At 56.5% G+C, this 15,698-nt stretch carries 11 protein-coding genes; 7 read left to right on the top strand and 4 right to left on the bottom strand.

Annotation, left to right across the window (positions count from 1 at the left end; translation table 11 throughout):
• Window positions 1-82: 82 nt before the first annotated feature.
• From M8006_RS11110 to M8006_RS11100, 3 genes are read left to right on the top strand one after another with little or no spacing between them, the layout of a single operon-like run.
• A complete protein-coding gene (locus M8006_RS11110) occupies window positions 83-538 on the top strand; it encodes a nuclear transport factor 2 family protein (protein WP_250082162.1) in 456 nt (151 codons plus the stop codon).
• Window positions 539-546: 8 nt separating this feature from the next.
• Window positions 547-3,525: an HsdM family class I SAM-dependent methyltransferase gene (locus M8006_RS11105; RefSeq protein WP_250082160.1), complete on the top strand. Its 2,979-nt coding sequence runs from the start codon at window positions 547-549 to the stop codon at window positions 3,523-3,525.
• Window positions 3,525-4,256 carry a hypothetical protein gene (locus tag M8006_RS11100; protein ID WP_250082158.1) on the top strand — a complete coding sequence of 244 codons (732 nt, stop codon included), beginning with the start codon at window positions 3,525-3,527 and terminating at the stop codon, window positions 4,254-4,256. The genes M8006_RS11105 and M8006_RS11100 overlap by 1 nt, the downstream gene beginning before the upstream one ends.
• A gap of 127 nt (window positions 4,257-4,383) precedes the next feature.
• Here M8006_RS11100 and M8006_RS11095 read toward each other — a convergent pair whose 3' ends face one another.
• The 4 genes from M8006_RS11095 to M8006_RS11080 are packed head-to-tail and all read right to left on the bottom strand — an operon-like array spanning window position 4,384 to window position 11,271.
• The gene (locus M8006_RS11095; protein WP_250082157.1) at window positions 4,384-6,159 is read right to left on the bottom strand and encodes an ABC transporter ATP-binding protein; all 1,776 of its coding nucleotides are present in this window, start codon (window positions 6,157-6,159) and stop codon (window positions 4,384-4,386) included.
• Window positions 6,156-7,943, bottom strand: coding sequence for an ABC transporter ATP-binding protein (locus M8006_RS11090; RefSeq protein ID WP_250082155.1), 1,788 nt, complete (start codon window positions 7,941-7,943; stop codon window positions 6,156-6,158). Before M8006_RS11090 ends, M8006_RS11095 begins: the two co-directional genes overlap by 4 nt.
• A complete protein-coding gene (locus M8006_RS11085) occupies window positions 7,940-9,205 on the bottom strand; it encodes an MFS transporter (RefSeq protein WP_250082153.1) in 1,266 nt (421 codons plus the stop codon). The genes M8006_RS11090 and M8006_RS11085 overlap by 4 nt, the downstream gene beginning before the upstream one ends.
• Window positions 9,206-9,222: 17 nt before the next feature.
• On the bottom strand, window positions 9,223-11,271 hold the full coding sequence (locus M8006_RS11080; RefSeq protein ID WP_250082151.1) for a TonB-dependent receptor: 2,049 nt from the start codon (window positions 11,269-11,271) through the stop codon (window positions 9,223-9,225).
• 352 nt (window positions 11,272-11,623) lie between these two features.
• On the opposite strand from M8006_RS11080, the gene M8006_RS11075 reads away from it, so the two are divergent.
• From M8006_RS11075 to M8006_RS11060, 4 genes are all read left to right on the top strand, one after another.
• On the top strand, window positions 11,624-12,616 hold the full coding sequence (locus tag M8006_RS11075) for a helix-turn-helix transcriptional regulator (RefSeq protein ID WP_250082149.1): 993 nt from the start codon (window positions 11,624-11,626) through the stop codon (window positions 12,614-12,616).
• Between the two features lie 62 nt (window positions 12,617-12,678).
• The gene (locus tag M8006_RS11070; RefSeq protein ID WP_250082148.1) at window positions 12,679-13,233 is read left to right on the top strand and encodes a sigma-70 family RNA polymerase sigma factor; all 555 of its coding nucleotides are present in this window, start codon (window positions 12,679-12,681) and stop codon (window positions 13,231-13,233) included.
• Window position 13,234: 1 nt separating this feature from the next.
• Window positions 13,235-14,254 (top strand): FecR domain-containing protein, encoded by a 1,020-nt coding sequence (locus M8006_RS11065; protein WP_250082145.1) that lies wholly within the window; start codon window positions 13,235-13,237, stop codon window positions 14,252-14,254.
• Window positions 14,255-14,364: 110 nt separating this feature from the next.
• Window positions 14,365-15,528: a TonB-dependent siderophore receptor gene (locus M8006_RS11060; RefSeq protein WP_250082143.1), complete on the top strand. Its 1,164-nt coding sequence runs from the start codon at window positions 14,365-14,367 to the stop codon at window positions 15,526-15,528.
• The last annotated feature ends 170 nt before the right edge of the window (window positions 15,529-15,698 follow it).

Below are 15,698 nucleotides of genomic sequence, written 5' to 3'. Positions count from 1 at the left end.
TACTAGAAGAGGGTATCGCGGGACGATAAACTGTTTTAAACTGAAAGCAGTTTTGCTTTTTTCTTAAAACAAAGAGTGGAAAATGTCCTCGACCAAATCTTTCACCGCCAAGGATGTTTGTGCCGCCTTGGGAGGTATTAGCCGCTCAAGGCTGCACACATGGGCGCAGCTGCCACCCTTTTCCGAAAGGCCGACTCGTGAGAGAAGTGCGCGACGCTTTACAAAAGCCGATTTGCTGACGTTTGCCATTTTACAGACGCTTGAGGATTATTTTGGCATGAGGCGCGGGAACATTGGTCGCATATCAGCCGCTATTCATCACTATGTCAGCGCACCGCGTCAGGCGCCTATGGAAGAGTGGGTCTTTATCCCGAGGGAGGAAGGGGCTGTACGTTTAGTACAGGGGCAGAAAATTGCCACCCCAGGCTGGGTGATTGACATGGCTAAGGAGCGCGAACGTATCGATCTTTATCTGGGCTTTACACCGCCGCAACAGGAACTTTCTTTAATCTCGGACGTTAAGTCGGGGCGCCAATAGGCTGGCTTATGGATTTGTTACAAGCATACGGTGCACCTAGCGAGAGCTGCGTCGACCTGCACAACGATCAAGATGCTCGTCGCCTGAGATACACTGATTTAATCCGCAATCGACACACACCGTTAGTCGACTCCGTGGTTGAACAGCAATCTCAGGCGCTACTCTATGTTGTCGACCAGACCCGTTTTCGTCACGACGACACGCCAATTCCTAATCTTCAACGCATTTTGGCCATGCGTGGTGAGCCAGCCTGGCTGGGGGTATTAAAGCCGGGACGGCTGGATATTTATGCCACTGATTTACAGCCTGCTGCCGATACCTTGCCGGTTTGGTTTTCGCGGGACTCCCGCGACGCAGCCAGTATTCTTCCCCGGCTGGCGCAGGGGGAAAACCTAGCACCGCCCACCACTTTACGCCTACGCGATGTGCTACTCAAATTGATGATTGATGCAGGAGACGCTTTGCGTGCCCTTGGCGTATCCACCGACGAGGCCATCGCGCTGACCGGGCGGGCGCTATTTCTGCGTTATCTGATTGGGCGTAAGATCGTACTACCCGACCACCTGTCCAAAATCGCGCCCAGCGCTGCCTCGCTGGATGCCTGCATGAGCTCCGACGTCGTACTGGCAGAGGCAAATCACTGGCTGGATAACACCTTTAACGGTGATCTTCTCGCACTCCCTGCAACGGATTACATCGCTTATTTTCGCCAGCTTGTGCAGCAATACGGACAGGCTGTCACGCAGCCCCTAAGTGCGATCTTGACGCTGGATACCGCCATTGAACCAGGGGTGTCACAACGGCAGCTGGAGTGGGGCGATCTGGATTTCGACCACCTACCCATCGGCCTATTGAGCGAGACCTATGAAGAGTTGATCCACCGTTTCGATCAATCAGCACGTCACGCCACCAGTGTTTATTATACGCCCTATCATATAGCCGAATACATGGTAGAAGAGGCGTTTCACGGGCTTCCGGTGGGCTCGAAAGCGCGGCTGCTGGACCCGGCCTGCGGGGCTGGCGTGTTTCTGGTGGCGGGGTTGCGCAAGCTGGTGGAGGTGCGCTTTCGTGAAACTGGCGAGCGTCCGACTCGTGAGCAGATCAGAGATATTCTTCATCAGCAATTGGTGGGTCTCGATATCAATGGTCACGCACGCACTCTGGCGGCATTGGCCTTGTACCTTACCGCTTTGGAGCTTGACCCACACCCGACACCGGTGGAAGCGCTGCGTTTCAAGAAATTGGAAGGCAGCACTCTGATTGATGTCGCTGACCCTGGCAGTCAAGCCGATGAACTGGTGCCGATGGCAGGAAGCTTGGGTGACCATGTGTTTGATCACTACCGAGAAGCTTTCGATGTGGTGATTGGCAATCCCCCCTGGACGAGCCTGACCGCGCAATACAACGCCATTGATGGCGTTTTTACCCAGCGATGCCGTGAGGTGGCTGCACAGCGCGGCTTAGATGAGATTGCCGCCAGTTACCATAATCCGGATCGCGTGCCTGACCTGCCTTTTGTGTGGGGAGCCATGGCGTGGGCCAAGCCCGGTGGTCGCATTGCTTTGGCACTGGCTGGGCGCTGGCTGTTCAAGCAGTCTCCAAAAGGCATTGCCGCCCGCAATGCACTGTTCGAAGCGCTGAAAGTAACGGGGATTCTGAACGGTGCTGCGCTGCGGCAGACCCAAGTATGGCCCAGTGTAGATCAGCCGTTTTGCTTGCTATTTGCCGACAATGTGCTGCCTGAGCCAGATGACCAATTCGTTTTCGTTAGCCCACATTATGAGCCAGCCTTGAATGATAAGGGGCTGTTAAGGGTCGATGCCAGTGATGCTAATCCAGTGGCTTTTCATCTGGTGACGAGCACCCCAGCTGCACTGAAGACTCTGTATCGCGGCACGGTGCTGGATGTGGTCATTGTCAATAAGATCAAGCAGCGAGCAGAATATACGGTCGGCGAATACTGGAAAGAGAACGCCGAGCTTAATAAGGGACAGGGCTTTCAAGTTGCTAACCGGTCTCACGACGACACTTTCCTCGAAGGAAAACCAGAGTTGCAAGCCGATTACGATCTGCATCCTTTTGTTGTTTTGGATGAGAGGCTACATGGCTATAAGCCTCAGGGTCTCCAGTGGCCTCGTCATTCAAGGATATACAAAGCCCCATTATTGTTAGTCAGGGAAGCATGTCGGGCTGATCGAACCAGGGGTCGCGCTTTGATTTGTCGTAATGATGTTGCTTATTCAAGATCTTATTACGGTTACTCTGCCGCTTCATATCCCCAAGGAGCATTTCTAATTCACTATTTACTTGTCCTTATGCACAGCCAAGTGTTTGAGTATCTTGCTCTGATGGTAAGTGGTAGATTTGGAGTAGAACGTGAAGTTCTTCAGGAAATGGATGTCAACCAGTTTCCATTTGTTTCACTTGAAAAGCTGTCTTCTAAGCAGCGCCAGTCAATAGCAGCTTGCGCCCAGCAACTGGTCGACAATGAACCTGACTGGCCAATGCTGGATCGTACTGTGGCGAACCTCTATGGGTTATCATCGGCTGACCAGCAAGTCGTGTCCGATACCCTGGCGATCAATGCCCCCTACGCCTCTGCTCGCAACAGGGGGCTAGCTCGTATTACGGAGCAACAGGCCCAAACATTCATCAATCACCTGGAAAAAGAGCTAGCCTCTGTCTTTGATCTAGGTGGGCATAGTGTACGGGTGCAGGCGTTGAACAGCCCGAGTGAGGCACTGCCTTGGCGCTTCTTCTCCATCGCTTTGGAAGGTGCTACTCCGCCGCTTGAACTTCCCACGCAGTGGGTCGATCAGGTGGGTAACCTCGGTGTTAGCCGAATCACCTTGCTGAGTGCAGACCAGCCTAGCCTGACCGTGGGCTTGCTCAACCGCTACCGATACTGGACGCAGAGTCAGGCCCGGCTGCTGGCATCGGAGCTGATCTGGGAATTCGGGGCGCGCCTAGAGGAGCTGAGTCAGTAATGCGAGGATTGATGACAGGGCGCGGAGCGGCGGCGGGAAGACCCTGTGCGATTCCCATGTCCTTGATGACAGTGGCCCAGAATGCCCTCGCCCACGCTTGGCGGCTGTTGCTCGAGGAATGCGCCAAGGGCCAATTCGCTATTTGCAGTGAGCATGAAGATGTCATCACTGAACGGCTCTACATGATCCTGGATGATCTCTACACCAATGAGCCGGACACCATTCGAGGGTTTTCACTGTTTCAGCTCCCGGTTCGGGAAGGCAATTTGGCTAACCGAGCAGGGGATAAGCTCGATAACCAGCCCGATCTCGCTTTCCGCCCGCTAAGAGGGCAATTGGACACGCGAAGCAGTGCCATGGCAGCGATCTTCGTCGAGTGCAAGCCCATCGATTCGAAACATCCGGTTGGTAGCACCTATTGTAAGGCTGGTATCAGTCGGTTCGTGAGAGGGGATTATGCCTGGGCCGTGGATCGCGCCATCATGCTGGGGTATGTCCGCAATACCTGCCCACTGCCCGAAGGGTTGGCGTATGTGCTGGAAGGCGATGCTGGCCGTCAGACTTATCGAGTCGAGGAAAACTTGAGGTACTTGGGAAAGACAGCAGAGGACGATGACGTCTATGGCAGTGTCCATCGGCGTGGGGCGGATACCACATCGTCTTCTATCACCCTTCATCACCTTTGGCTGAACCCCGAGACGCCCTGCGAAACCAGTAAATGTCACATTTAAGCAGCCAAAAAATCTGTCTAAAGCATTCAAATAAGCCTCTATCCCGCTCTGGATCGGTGAGCAATGGGGTTGTCCGCCAACCTGCTGCAGACCTCTGGATAGCCCTACCGTTGCCGCTCTTTATTCATCAAAGAAACCGCATGCTGGCCGTTTGCTGCGCATCCCATAGTGTCCGGTAGCGGCCAGCCTTTACCAGCAGCTCGTCATGTTGTCCTTGCTCGATAAGTTGGCCGTCTTCAACGACCAGAATGCGGTCGGCGCCGACGATGGTTGACAGGCGATGGGCGATGACGATCACTGTGCGATTGCGCACAAGTGCATCGATGGCGTGCTGCACGGCCAGCTCATTCTCTGCATCCAGCGCCGCAGTGGGTTCGTCGAGGATGACGATTGGAGCGTTTTTCAGCAGTGCTCGGGCAATCGAGATACGCTGGCGCTCACCGCCGGAAAGTCGGTCACCGATCTCTCCCAGCCGTGTGTGCCAACCCTGGGGCAAGCGCTCGATAAAGGCCAGGCACTGCGCAGTCTTAGCGGCGGCCCGAACCTCGTCTTCGCTTGCCTCGGGTCGCGCCATACGGATATTGGCAAGGACACTGTCGTCGAACAGGTAGACATCCTGGAATACTACCGACATCAGACCGTTCAGTGCCTCACTGGGTATCTGGCGCAGGTCGGTGCCGCCCAACGTGATCCGCCCTTGCTGGGGGTCGGCATAGCGCATCAGAAGTCGCGTCACCGTGGTCTTACCTGCGCCCGAAGGGCCCACCAGCGCCGTCATGCTACACGCTGGAAACATGGCGCTGAAGCCTGCGAGTGCAGGAGCGCCGGCTTGTGTATAGCGAAAGGAGACATCCTCGAAGCGGATGTCGAAGGTATCGGGCAGGGCAGCGGGAGTCTGCTGTGGCAGAGGGGCGACCGCCAGCAATGTTTCGATGCGCTCCAGTGCTGCCTCGATCATTTCCAGCATCATGGTATAGCTGACAAAGGTGGCCAGTGGTTCGGAAAAGCGCACGATGATGACCAGGGTTGCCGCTAGAGACGCAATATCAAGGGTTCCCATCACCACCCATGTGATGCCGCAGGCAGCCACCCCGAATAAGCCAAGCTCCACTACGCTAGCGACGACAACGTCGGGTTTGGCCGCTTGTCGACGGGTTTCGGTCTGCACTGTTTCAAGGTGTTGGAAACTGGCGTGCAGTGCTGCCGCTTTTGCCCCTTCGCTGCACGCCGCGCGCAGAACCGGCAGGCCCTGGAGATACTCGACGATGTCGGCACTGGTGCGCCGATGCGCTTGGTTAAGCTGGCGCATGCCGCGCCGCATGGCAGGGCGGCGCCAGCCGTAGAGGGGCAGAATGACGGGGAAGATCAATAGCAGCATGACACCCAGCCGCCAATCCACGAACAGCGCTGCCAAGGCAACGGTCAGCGGCGTCACTACCGCCAGCATGATGAGATTGGCGATGGCCAGGGTGTAATTGAGGTTCTCGTCCACGTTGCCAAGCAATACGGCACTCATCTCCCCCGTACGGCTGTCTTGCAAGCGCTCCAATGGCATGCGTCGCAACTGTTCACCTAAGCGGGTGCGCAGCGCGTGGGTCATCGCTGCCAACTGGCCGTTGTACTCAAAACCCTGTGCGCGCCAGCGCAGAAGAGTGGCAGCGATGGCCAGGAGCGACATGATCGCTAGCCAATACAGTGCTGCTTCAGCATTGCCAGTAGAGAGCACCGCCCTGAATAGCGGGAACAGGCAGGCCAGTGCCAGGCCTTGGGCAATGGCGGCCGCCAATAAACCGAGCAGACTGTTGCGCAGTGCCGCAGCATGCCCGCCGGCGGTCTTCAGTAAGCAGCGCCAAGTTGCGAGCCAGGAGGCGGTGGGGCTGCGGTCTGTGCCGGTGGGGTTCATCGTTTATTCTCCTTGGCATCATCATCCCCCAGGGCTGCAGGTTGACGCTTCAGCGCCCAGCGCTGGGCTTGCTCATGGTTTTGCCAGAGTCGGGCATAGACACCGCTCTGCGTCACCAGCTCAGCGTGTTGACCGTTCTCCACCAGTTGGCCTCGCTCTAAGACCAGAATCTGATCGGCCTCGCGGATAGTGGAAAGCCGGTGTGTCACCATCATCACGGTCTTGTTACGCATCAGCGCTGACAGCGCCTTCATCACTGCTGCCTCGTTTTCTGGGTCGGCAAAGGCAGTGGGCTCGTCGAGAACCAGAATAGGGCGGTTTTGTAGAAGGGCGCGGGCAATCGTAATACGCTGGCGCTGGCCACCGGAGAGAAGACCTCCACGCTCCCCTACGGGAGTGGCGTAGCCTTCGGGTAGCTTCTCGATGAAGCTGTGCGCCTGGGCTGCGCGTGCTGCTGCCACCACCTCCTCCATGGTCGCTTCCGGCACCCCCAGGCGGATGTTATTGGCAACGCTGTCGGCGAGCAGGAAGCTCTCCTGAAAGACAAAGGCGACCTGGGCCATGAGCGTCTCGGTGGTCATATCTCGGATATCGGTGCCACCGATCCGAATGGATCCCGCATTGACATCCCAGAAGCGTGGTATCAGCCGAGCGATGGTTGTCTTGCCAGCGCCCGAGGAGCCGACTAGTGCGGTTATGGTGCCGGGTGCTGCATGGAAGGTGACATCACACAGGGCAAGTTCGTCGTCGCTCAGCGGGTCAGCACCGTATCCAAAGCTGACACTCTCAAAATCGATAGCGTTACTCGCTGGCAAGCGAGCCTGCACGGGGGGTGGCAATGCGGGCAGCGCCATGACCTGCTGAATACGGCCAATGCTCAGCTTCGCCCTGGCAACCAGGTTATGGAGTGCCATTAATGGCATAACGGCCTCGGCCATACCGGCGCCTAGCAACAGCACAGCCGCCCAGGTAGCGAAATTCAGCGTGCCTTGGGTCGCTAACCATCCCCCTAGTCCCAGCAATACGATCAGGGTCGGCAGTGGGTTCAGCACTGCAAAGGAGTAACGGGCTGTGAAACCTGCCTGCTGGTACCAGTCGTTGAGCACCTTTCGATAGCACTCCAGTGCCTGCTGATAGCGGCTGAAGGTCGCATGGCCGGTATCGAAGCTGCGCACCACGGGCATGGCCTGGACGAACTCGACGATAGCCGCGTTAACGCGTTCACGCGCGGCGTTGTAACGACGCTGCATCGGACCTGTATTACGCATTGCCAGGCCAAGTACGCCCAGCCCCAATAGCAGTACGGCCACTGCACCGGATGCGAGCCGCCAATCCAACCAGACAAGGATCAGCAAGGTGCATAATGGCGCCACAGTCGCGCGGGCATATAGCGGCGTGCTGTCGGCCACGAAAATGTGCAGCGCCTTGATATCATCCTGCATCACCTTGGCCAGTGCTCCCGCTCCATACTGTTGTATGTGCCCTAGCGACACCTGTGCCAAATGCTGTGCCATGTTAGTACGCAGAATCGTCTCCAAACGAAAGGCGGCATAGTGGGACTGGTTGAAGGCGCTTAGACGTAGTAGCAGACTGGTGGCCAGGCTGGCAGTGGCTAAGGCCATGGGTAGCCAGGGCCAGACGTGGGGGTGTTGGATCAAATGCCCCAGGACAAGCGCCAGCAGGGCAAGCGATGCGAGCCCGAGCACCACACTTGTGCCCGAGAGCAACATGGCAAGCTGTATTTGTCTCTGAACCGGTCGAAGGATATCCCACGGTTTACTCATCCCGCCTCCTCAGCAATCGCCGATGTGGCAGACGGAAACGACACATCATCCGTGGGATACAAGGCTCTTCCCGTTGGACGGTAACGCCATGACAGCAGTGCAGCGATGATCGCCGCCAATACCGCCAGTGCCAATACACCTGCGTAGCCGAATGTGTCCGCTAGCGCAGCACCCGCAGACATCATGCCCATGGCAACGAACATATTGAGGCTGTACTGAAACGTATAGTCGGTCGCCGGGCGTTCGAATGAGGCATGATCCATCATGACCGTGGCGAGAACGGTCGCCGCCGGGTTGTAAAGTAGAAAGAAGAGGCCAACGGACAGGGTAGCGACCATTTCGCTGGTATAGTCAAACACGGGAAGGGCAATGATCGCGATTCCTGGAATCTGCACCAGGGCAGCACCGATGAGCGCCTTGCGCCGCCCCAGTTTGGTAAGTAGCCAGCCGGTCGATAGTGCCGCTAATACACCCAGCGATGAGCCGACGATATTGACGGAAAAGCCGATGCGCTCCATTCGCCATCCTGCATCGACAAGTATCGGTGTAATGAGGGCGTAGGCAAGGCTGCTCGACATGGGATAAACCAGCAACAATACGAGCCAGCGGCGGCCATTGGGTTGCCGCCAGAATGACCTGATACACCGTATCAGAGCATGGCCAGTTGCTTGCGACGTATCCCAACGTGGCTCACGAAACCCTGCCAGTAGTGTCAGGGGTAAACAAGTGCCGACAGCAAGTATCACCACACTGCCATGCCACCCTAGATGAGGATAGGCCAGTAGCACGGCGCCCCCGCCCAGCATGTTGCCTAATAAGCCGCCGGCGATCTGGATGCCATTACCCAAGCCTCGTTCATCGGGAGAGAGTAGGCGGCACGCCAGCCCGTCGATGGCAATGTCCTGTGTTGCCGAGAACACCGCCACGAACAAACACAGCGTATAAATCACCGTAAAGTCGTTGAGTGGATCGAATTGACCGAACCCCAGAAAGGTCAGCGCCAGCCCGCTCTGCATGACGATCAGCCAGGTTCGGTAGTGACCGATACGGGCAATGCTGAATTTGTCCACAAGGGGTGCCCAAAGGAATTTGAAAGGCCAGACCATCCCCATCAGATAGATAAGACTCACCTGCCCCAACGTGGCCCCCTGTTCTCGCAGGATGACCACCAGCGCCACTACCAGGAACCCCAAGCCGAGATACTGCGTCGTGTACAGGCTGGCCAATAGACACCAGGTAAATTTGGATGTTTTCGAACTCATGCGAGACCTCATGACAATCAGAACGTGTGGTTTACACCCAGCCCTAGGGCGCGGCCCTGGGCTGGCGCGCCATAGTAGGTAGACGGTGGTGCAAAATAGCCATACAGGTCGTAGTGGTCATCCAGCAGGTTGCGCCCCCATACATACACTTCAGTGTTGCCGCTGCCGACGCCAAGACGCATATCGATCTTGTGGTAGGCGTCGAGGTCGAAGGAATTTTGAGGGTCGGCAGGTCTCGCCCCTTGATAGTTATAATCCAACCGAGCGTTTAACAATGGAGAGGAGATACCCAGGAAGGGTGAAACTTGTCGTTGATAGACGAGCGCCAAGTGACTAGACCACTTGGGAATATCGGGCATACGATTACCGGCATGTACGTCACCATCCCCTATCCCGAAAGCATCTGTGGTAATTTCTGCATCGATATAGCTCACATCGCCTGACAGAGTGAGGCCACTGTCAAAATGCCAGCTTGCTTGTAACTCGGCACCCATGCTGCGGGTGTCGGCATTTACCGCGCTTACGGCGTAGGTGGCAGAGTCGTAGGAAAGCAGGTGGTTATCCTCGACATCCGTGTAGAAAAGGGCGCCATTCATGGTCAGACGCTGGTCTGCCATTGCCGACTTAAATCCTAGCTCCGCAGATTGAGAGGTTGCCGCGCGGTAACTGGCTGTGCCTGGGGCATTGCCGTAATCCTGGAATCCACCGGGGTTGTAACCGCGAGAGAGCATGCTGTAAACATTAACCTCTGACGTTAGCGCATGGGTTAACCCGATACGACCGGTGGTGAAGTTGTCGTCTAACGCTTCCGATTCGCCTACTGCCGTTCCGCCAGAAAGATAGGTGGCATCGAAAGTCTTGCTGTCCCAGGTGTGGCGTAGCCCCGCGGTCAGTTTCCAGTCCCTGGAGAGAGGAAGCGTCGTTTCCCCATAAAGGCCATAGCGTTTCGTGGTGAAATCCCGGAACTGGGCGTTAGAGCTGCCATAGGTATTGCGCGGGTTGTCATAGGAGCGATCCGAGTGCAAAAGACTTAACCCACCGACCCAGAAGGTATGTGCACCGGGTAGCGATGATAGGCGAAGATCCTGGGTCAGCACTTGCTCATGGGATTCCTGAACCTGCCAATATTCGGTGGCGTTAGGGTTTCCGGTTCTGGATGCCTGGATCAACCGATCGTAGACGACGGGTGAGGTATTGAAGCCGTCGGTATAGGACGTCACGGCTGTAAACTGGCTATTGTCGAATTCATGCTCGATCTGTAGGGAGGAGCGCTCCACCGTTTTATGGCTATCGTCATAAATGTCTGGGCTCACATCCATTACCGGATCGTCTTCGTAGGGATAAAGAACGATGTTCTCTCCCATGTATCGAGTCTTTTGCCGTTCTATGCTGGCGAGAATGGAGGTCTCAGGTGTGAAGTCCCACATTAGGCTGCCGCGGAGTGCCAGCAGGTCCGGTTCGGAAACCGGCTCACCCGTTTGCAGGTTGGTTATGGGGTAGTCAAAAGCCGATTGTTGAATAGCGATGCGGCCGCTCAATTGTTCGGAGAGAGGCCCACCAATAGCACCCGCCATCAGGTGCTGCCCTTCCTGACCATACTCACCCCGTGCGTAGCCTTCGAGGTGGCGCGTGGGTTTGCGGGTGGTGATGTTGATAGCCCCTGCTTCGGCCAAGCCACCAAACAGGGTACCTTGCGATCCTTTAAGCACTTCAATATGTTCAACATCCAAATTGCCCAGTGAAATGTGCCGGGAGGAGAGCGGGCTGCCGTCGAGATTCACGGCAACGGAAGTATCATCCATACTCATTGGGTAGAGAGCGCCGACGCCGCGGATGTAAAGGGTGGATACGTTGGCACCACCTGACGAATTGACGTTCACGCCGGGCGTGGCGCGTAATACGTCCTCGACCGACGTTAAGCCGCGCTCCTCGAGCTTTTTGCCGGACACCCGCGTAATGCCAAAAGGAAGATCTTTAGGATCTTCCTGTGTCTGGCTCCCCCGCGCTGAGACAGTGATGGTTGGCAGTTGATGAATGACCGTCTCCTCTGCTTCCAAATCTGGCACGATATCGTTCTGCTGGGCATGAGCTGCATTCATCGACAACAAAGAGATACAGATGAGCAGCTTTATGTATCCTGCATCGTGCGCTCCTAAAACATCATGGCGAACCAGGCTGTTATTTGATCTTTTCATCCCCATTGATAGCTCCTCGCAATAATGTGACGGATAGACGCAACCGGCGAACTTGACCTTGCAGGGCATGGCAACCGATTAGCGCTGTGAGCTTGTGGAGCTCGACATTTCTTCAAAAATACAGCACTATTTATGATTGATAATCATTTGCGTATCTACTCGAATCGGATCAATCTCTACCCGATTTGGTTGGCGAGTGCTTAAGTCGAGGAAAGGTGGTGCTATGCCGATTTATTCTTCATTTGACGCTAAGGCAGAGATCGACGTGTCGACATTGCTAGCGCCAGGGATGGGTTCATCACTGCCAGTGGCGCAGGAAGATACGTGCACACTGTTAAGGCGCACTCTTCAGGAAGGCGTTGATATCGTTGTGTGGAAGGGGCGATTGACCCGGCCGCTGGAATTCGATATTCATGATGACGATCACCGGATTAGTTTTTCCTGTTCGCTTGCAGGTAGCTCGCAAAGTCGGTTCGATGATGGTGCCTCACCGCTTATACACACCTTGCAAGAAAAAGAAGCCAGCATTAGCTTCCATCCTGGGCGCCATGGCACCTTCACCCAAGCGGGGCAATTCGACAGTATTACGATTATGGTGCGGCCTGACATCTTGGAAGGATGGTTCTGTGATACGGGTGCGATCCCACTAAATATCACTGGCGAAGACTGTTTTCTAACCCGTGGCGCTTGCAATGCAGAACTTCGCACGACAGCTCAGATGTTGAGCCAAGGGCTGTGTGCTACTCAGGCATTTGCTGGCAGCAGTAGTGATCGCCCACCGCTTTGGTTGCTCGGCCAATGTTTGGTTATGGTGAGCCTGATACAGGAAGGAAACGCTCATTCAGACCCCTACTCTGATCGGATACCCTGGCGTGATCAACAACATCTGCTCCGTGCGAGGGACTTTTTGTTACATGACTTGAGCGCCGCACCCACATTGCCCGAGCTCGCGCAAGAGGCAGGCCTAAGTCTACTGAAACTCAAACGTGGATTTCGACAACTCTTTGGTAATACCGTCTACGGGCTTTTTCAGCAAGAACGCATGCAGGAAGCGCGACGGCTACTCAACTTGGGCTTGCCTGTATTGGTCGTCGCCGCTGAGCTTGGTTACACCAATGCGAGCCACTTTGCCGCCGCGTTCAAAAAGCAATTTGGCATCAACCCTTCAGAGGTCAAACGCCAGCGCTTAGGCGCAATATTCAAGGTTGAACATTGACACTGCCTTCAAATTGAAAAAGAATAAGAATCATTTTCGTAAGTGGCGTTGGACTCTTTCTTATGGCGGCGGCTCCCCAATCAGCCAAGACCACGGCGTATCACACCGGCTGCCGGGACTCACTCGGCCAATTGTATCACCATCACCAGCCTTGGCTGCAGCAGTTGCTGAGCCGGCGGCTGGGCTGCGGCGAATCGGCGGCGGACCTGGCCCAGGAGGCCTTTGTACGCCTGCTGCAAACGCCGCGGCATTTGGATAGCTTCGACGGTGCCAGAGCCTACCTTAGCCGCATGGCCAAAGGGCTGTGCGTTGATCATTGGCGACGCCAGGATATCGAAAGAGCTTGGCAAGAGACGCTGGCTGCCCGCGCAGAGGCGCATTTGCCCTCCGTCGAGCACCAGCAGATCGTCATCGAGACTCTGTGCGAGATCGACCGTATGCTGACGCGGCTACCCGAAAAGGTGGCCACTGCTTTCCTGGCGTCGCAACTCCACGGCAAACCCTATCGCCAGATTGCTGAAGAACTCGGCGTTTCCGAACGTATGGTCAAGAAGTACATGGCCCAGGCCATGCTGCAATGTGCATTGATCGAAGCTGGTTTTGAGGCCAGTCTCTAACATGGCCTCTGCCGCTAGCCATGATGAAGCCGCCAAGCGCCGTGCGCTGGCAGAATCCGCCGAGTGGTTTGCTGAATGGCAGGCAGGCGAGCTCTCTTCAGACCAGCGTGAGCGTTGGCAGGCATGGCTGGAGGCCAGCGATACCCACCGCTGGGCCTGGCAACAGGTGGAAGGTGTTAGCCAACGTTTTACCCATCACCTGGATGAGGCCGAGCGCCACACCGCCGACCGGGTGATCAGCTCGGCGCGGCAACGACGGCGAGGGCGGTGGCACCTGCTGAGTGGCCTTTCTAGCTTGGCATTTGCGGCCGTGTTGATCGGGCTTTCCTGGCAGTGGACGCCATTGCCCCAATGGGTCGCGTACTGGGGCGCCGACTACCGTACCGCTACCGGTGACATTACCCGCATTGAATTAGAGGATGGCACCCAAGTGTGGCTAAGCAGCGCCTCGGCGCTGGATGTTGATTACGACCACCGGCGGCGCCGACTGCAACTAGTGGCGGGCGAAGTGCTGATTACGACCAGCCAAGACCCCGAACGACCCTTTTATGTAGATACCCGCAGTGCCCGGCTAACGCCCTTGGGCACCCGTTTTAGCGTGCGCCAACGCCAAGCCGACGAACTGCTGGCGGTGTTTGAGGGCGCGGTGGCTATTCAGACCCGTGGCGATACTGACCATGCCAGCCAGCGCCAGGTGGTTGATGCGGGGCAACAGGCCAGCTACGCCGCTGGCGGCATTGGCGAACTCAATCCTGCCGATGGCAGGCGGGCTGCTTGGGCCAACGGTGTTTTGCTGGCGGAAAATATGTCGCTGAAGACGTTCGCCGCGGAGCTGAGCCAGCATCACCGTGGCCGTCTAGAGGTCGACCCGGCGGTGGCGGATCTCACGCTGCTTGGCGCTTTCCCGCTTGACGACCTGGAGCGCACTTTGCACATGGTCGAAACTACGCTGCCGGTGACGGTGCGCCGAGTCATGCCCTGGTGGATCAAGATCGAAGCGGCTGAGTCAGAGCGCGAATAAAAGCGCGCCAAGAATAAAAGAGAAAAAGTTGATTTTCTTGGTTCCCTTTTTCCGCGCGGGTTCGATTCCCCTATGTAAGCAGCCAAAAACCATCTGCAAGGGGAATCAATATGCCGCAACAACGCTCTGCAATACAACCATCGCCTACCGCCACCCGTCCGTTACCAAAGCGCCGCCGCGCCCTCGCACTGGCGGTTCACCTCGCCGCCGCCGGTTTGTTAGCCACGCCGCTGCTGTCGCTACCCGCCATGGCGCAGACCAGCCAGCAGCAAACACGCCAGTACGATATCCCTGCGGGCCCGGTCAGCACAGCACTTAATCGCTTTGCCTCTGAGGCCGGTGTTTTTATCAGCGGCGCGGGCGAGCTGGGGCAAGGGCGCCAAAGTCCCGGCCTGCAGGGCCAGTATGGGGTAGACGAAGGGCTCGAGCGGCTGCTGAATGGCACCCGCCTTAGGGCCGTGCGGCAGGGGGATGGGAGTTATCGGTTGGAGGAGCGGCCAGATGGGGTGGCGTTGTCGACGGTTGAGGTGACTGGAGCGCGTCTGCCCTACGGCATGACCGAGAACAGCGATTCCTATACGAGTGAAAGCGCTAGTATCGGGCTGTTTTCGCAGTCAGTTAAGGAAACACCTCAGTCCGTCAGCGTTGTAACGCGGGGACGCTTGGATGACCAAGGAACTACTTCTCTGGCCGAGGCCATACGCAATGTCACTGGTATGACCGTGCGTGAGTACGGGACCAATCAGTATGAAATCAAAGCACGGGGCTATAGCGTCGATTCCTTTCTGATGGATGGCAGCCCTGCTCAGAGTGCAGGAAGTGCCTGGGAGAGCGCAGGCGTATTTGATACAGCCCTACTTGATCGTATCGAGGTTCTGCGCGGGCCTGCGGGGATTCTCCATGGCTCCGGTGAACCCAGCGGTACCATCAACCTAGTGCGCAAAGGCGCACTAGCTGAAAGCCAATCTTCTGTTTCCCTTTCTGCCGGTACGGATGATGCTTACCGGGGTGTTGTCGACGTTACCGGCGCACTGGACAGCGAAGGGCGAGTTCGAGGGCGCTTCGTTGGCGTTTATGATGATAGGGATTCTTTCATCGACCACGTCTACTCAGAGAACCAGGTTGGCTATGGCACATTGGAGTTCGACTTATCGCCCGACACGACGCTTTCAATGGGCGTAACTGTGCAGGATGAAGAATTCCGCCCCCACTCTGGCTTACCCACTTACGTAAGCGCTCCACCAAACACATCTTCTCACGTTGAGTTTTGCTGACCACACTGAGGCTCCCTTTATCCAGGAGATTCTCATGAACCACGAACTCAATGCCATGCAGGCTTTCTGGCTCGGCCATCTCTATCACGCATCCGTCACCCAGAGGCCGCTAAGCCAGTATGCTGCGCAACAAGGGCTAACCTTAGCCGATTTATTGCGTTGGGAAAAAC

This window comes from Halomonas llamarensis, assembly GCF_023555005.1.
Lineage (GTDB): Bacteria > Pseudomonadota > Gammaproteobacteria > Pseudomonadales > Halomonadaceae > Vreelandella > Vreelandella llamarensis.
This window is presented reverse-complemented; position numbering and strand designations above follow the sequence as displayed.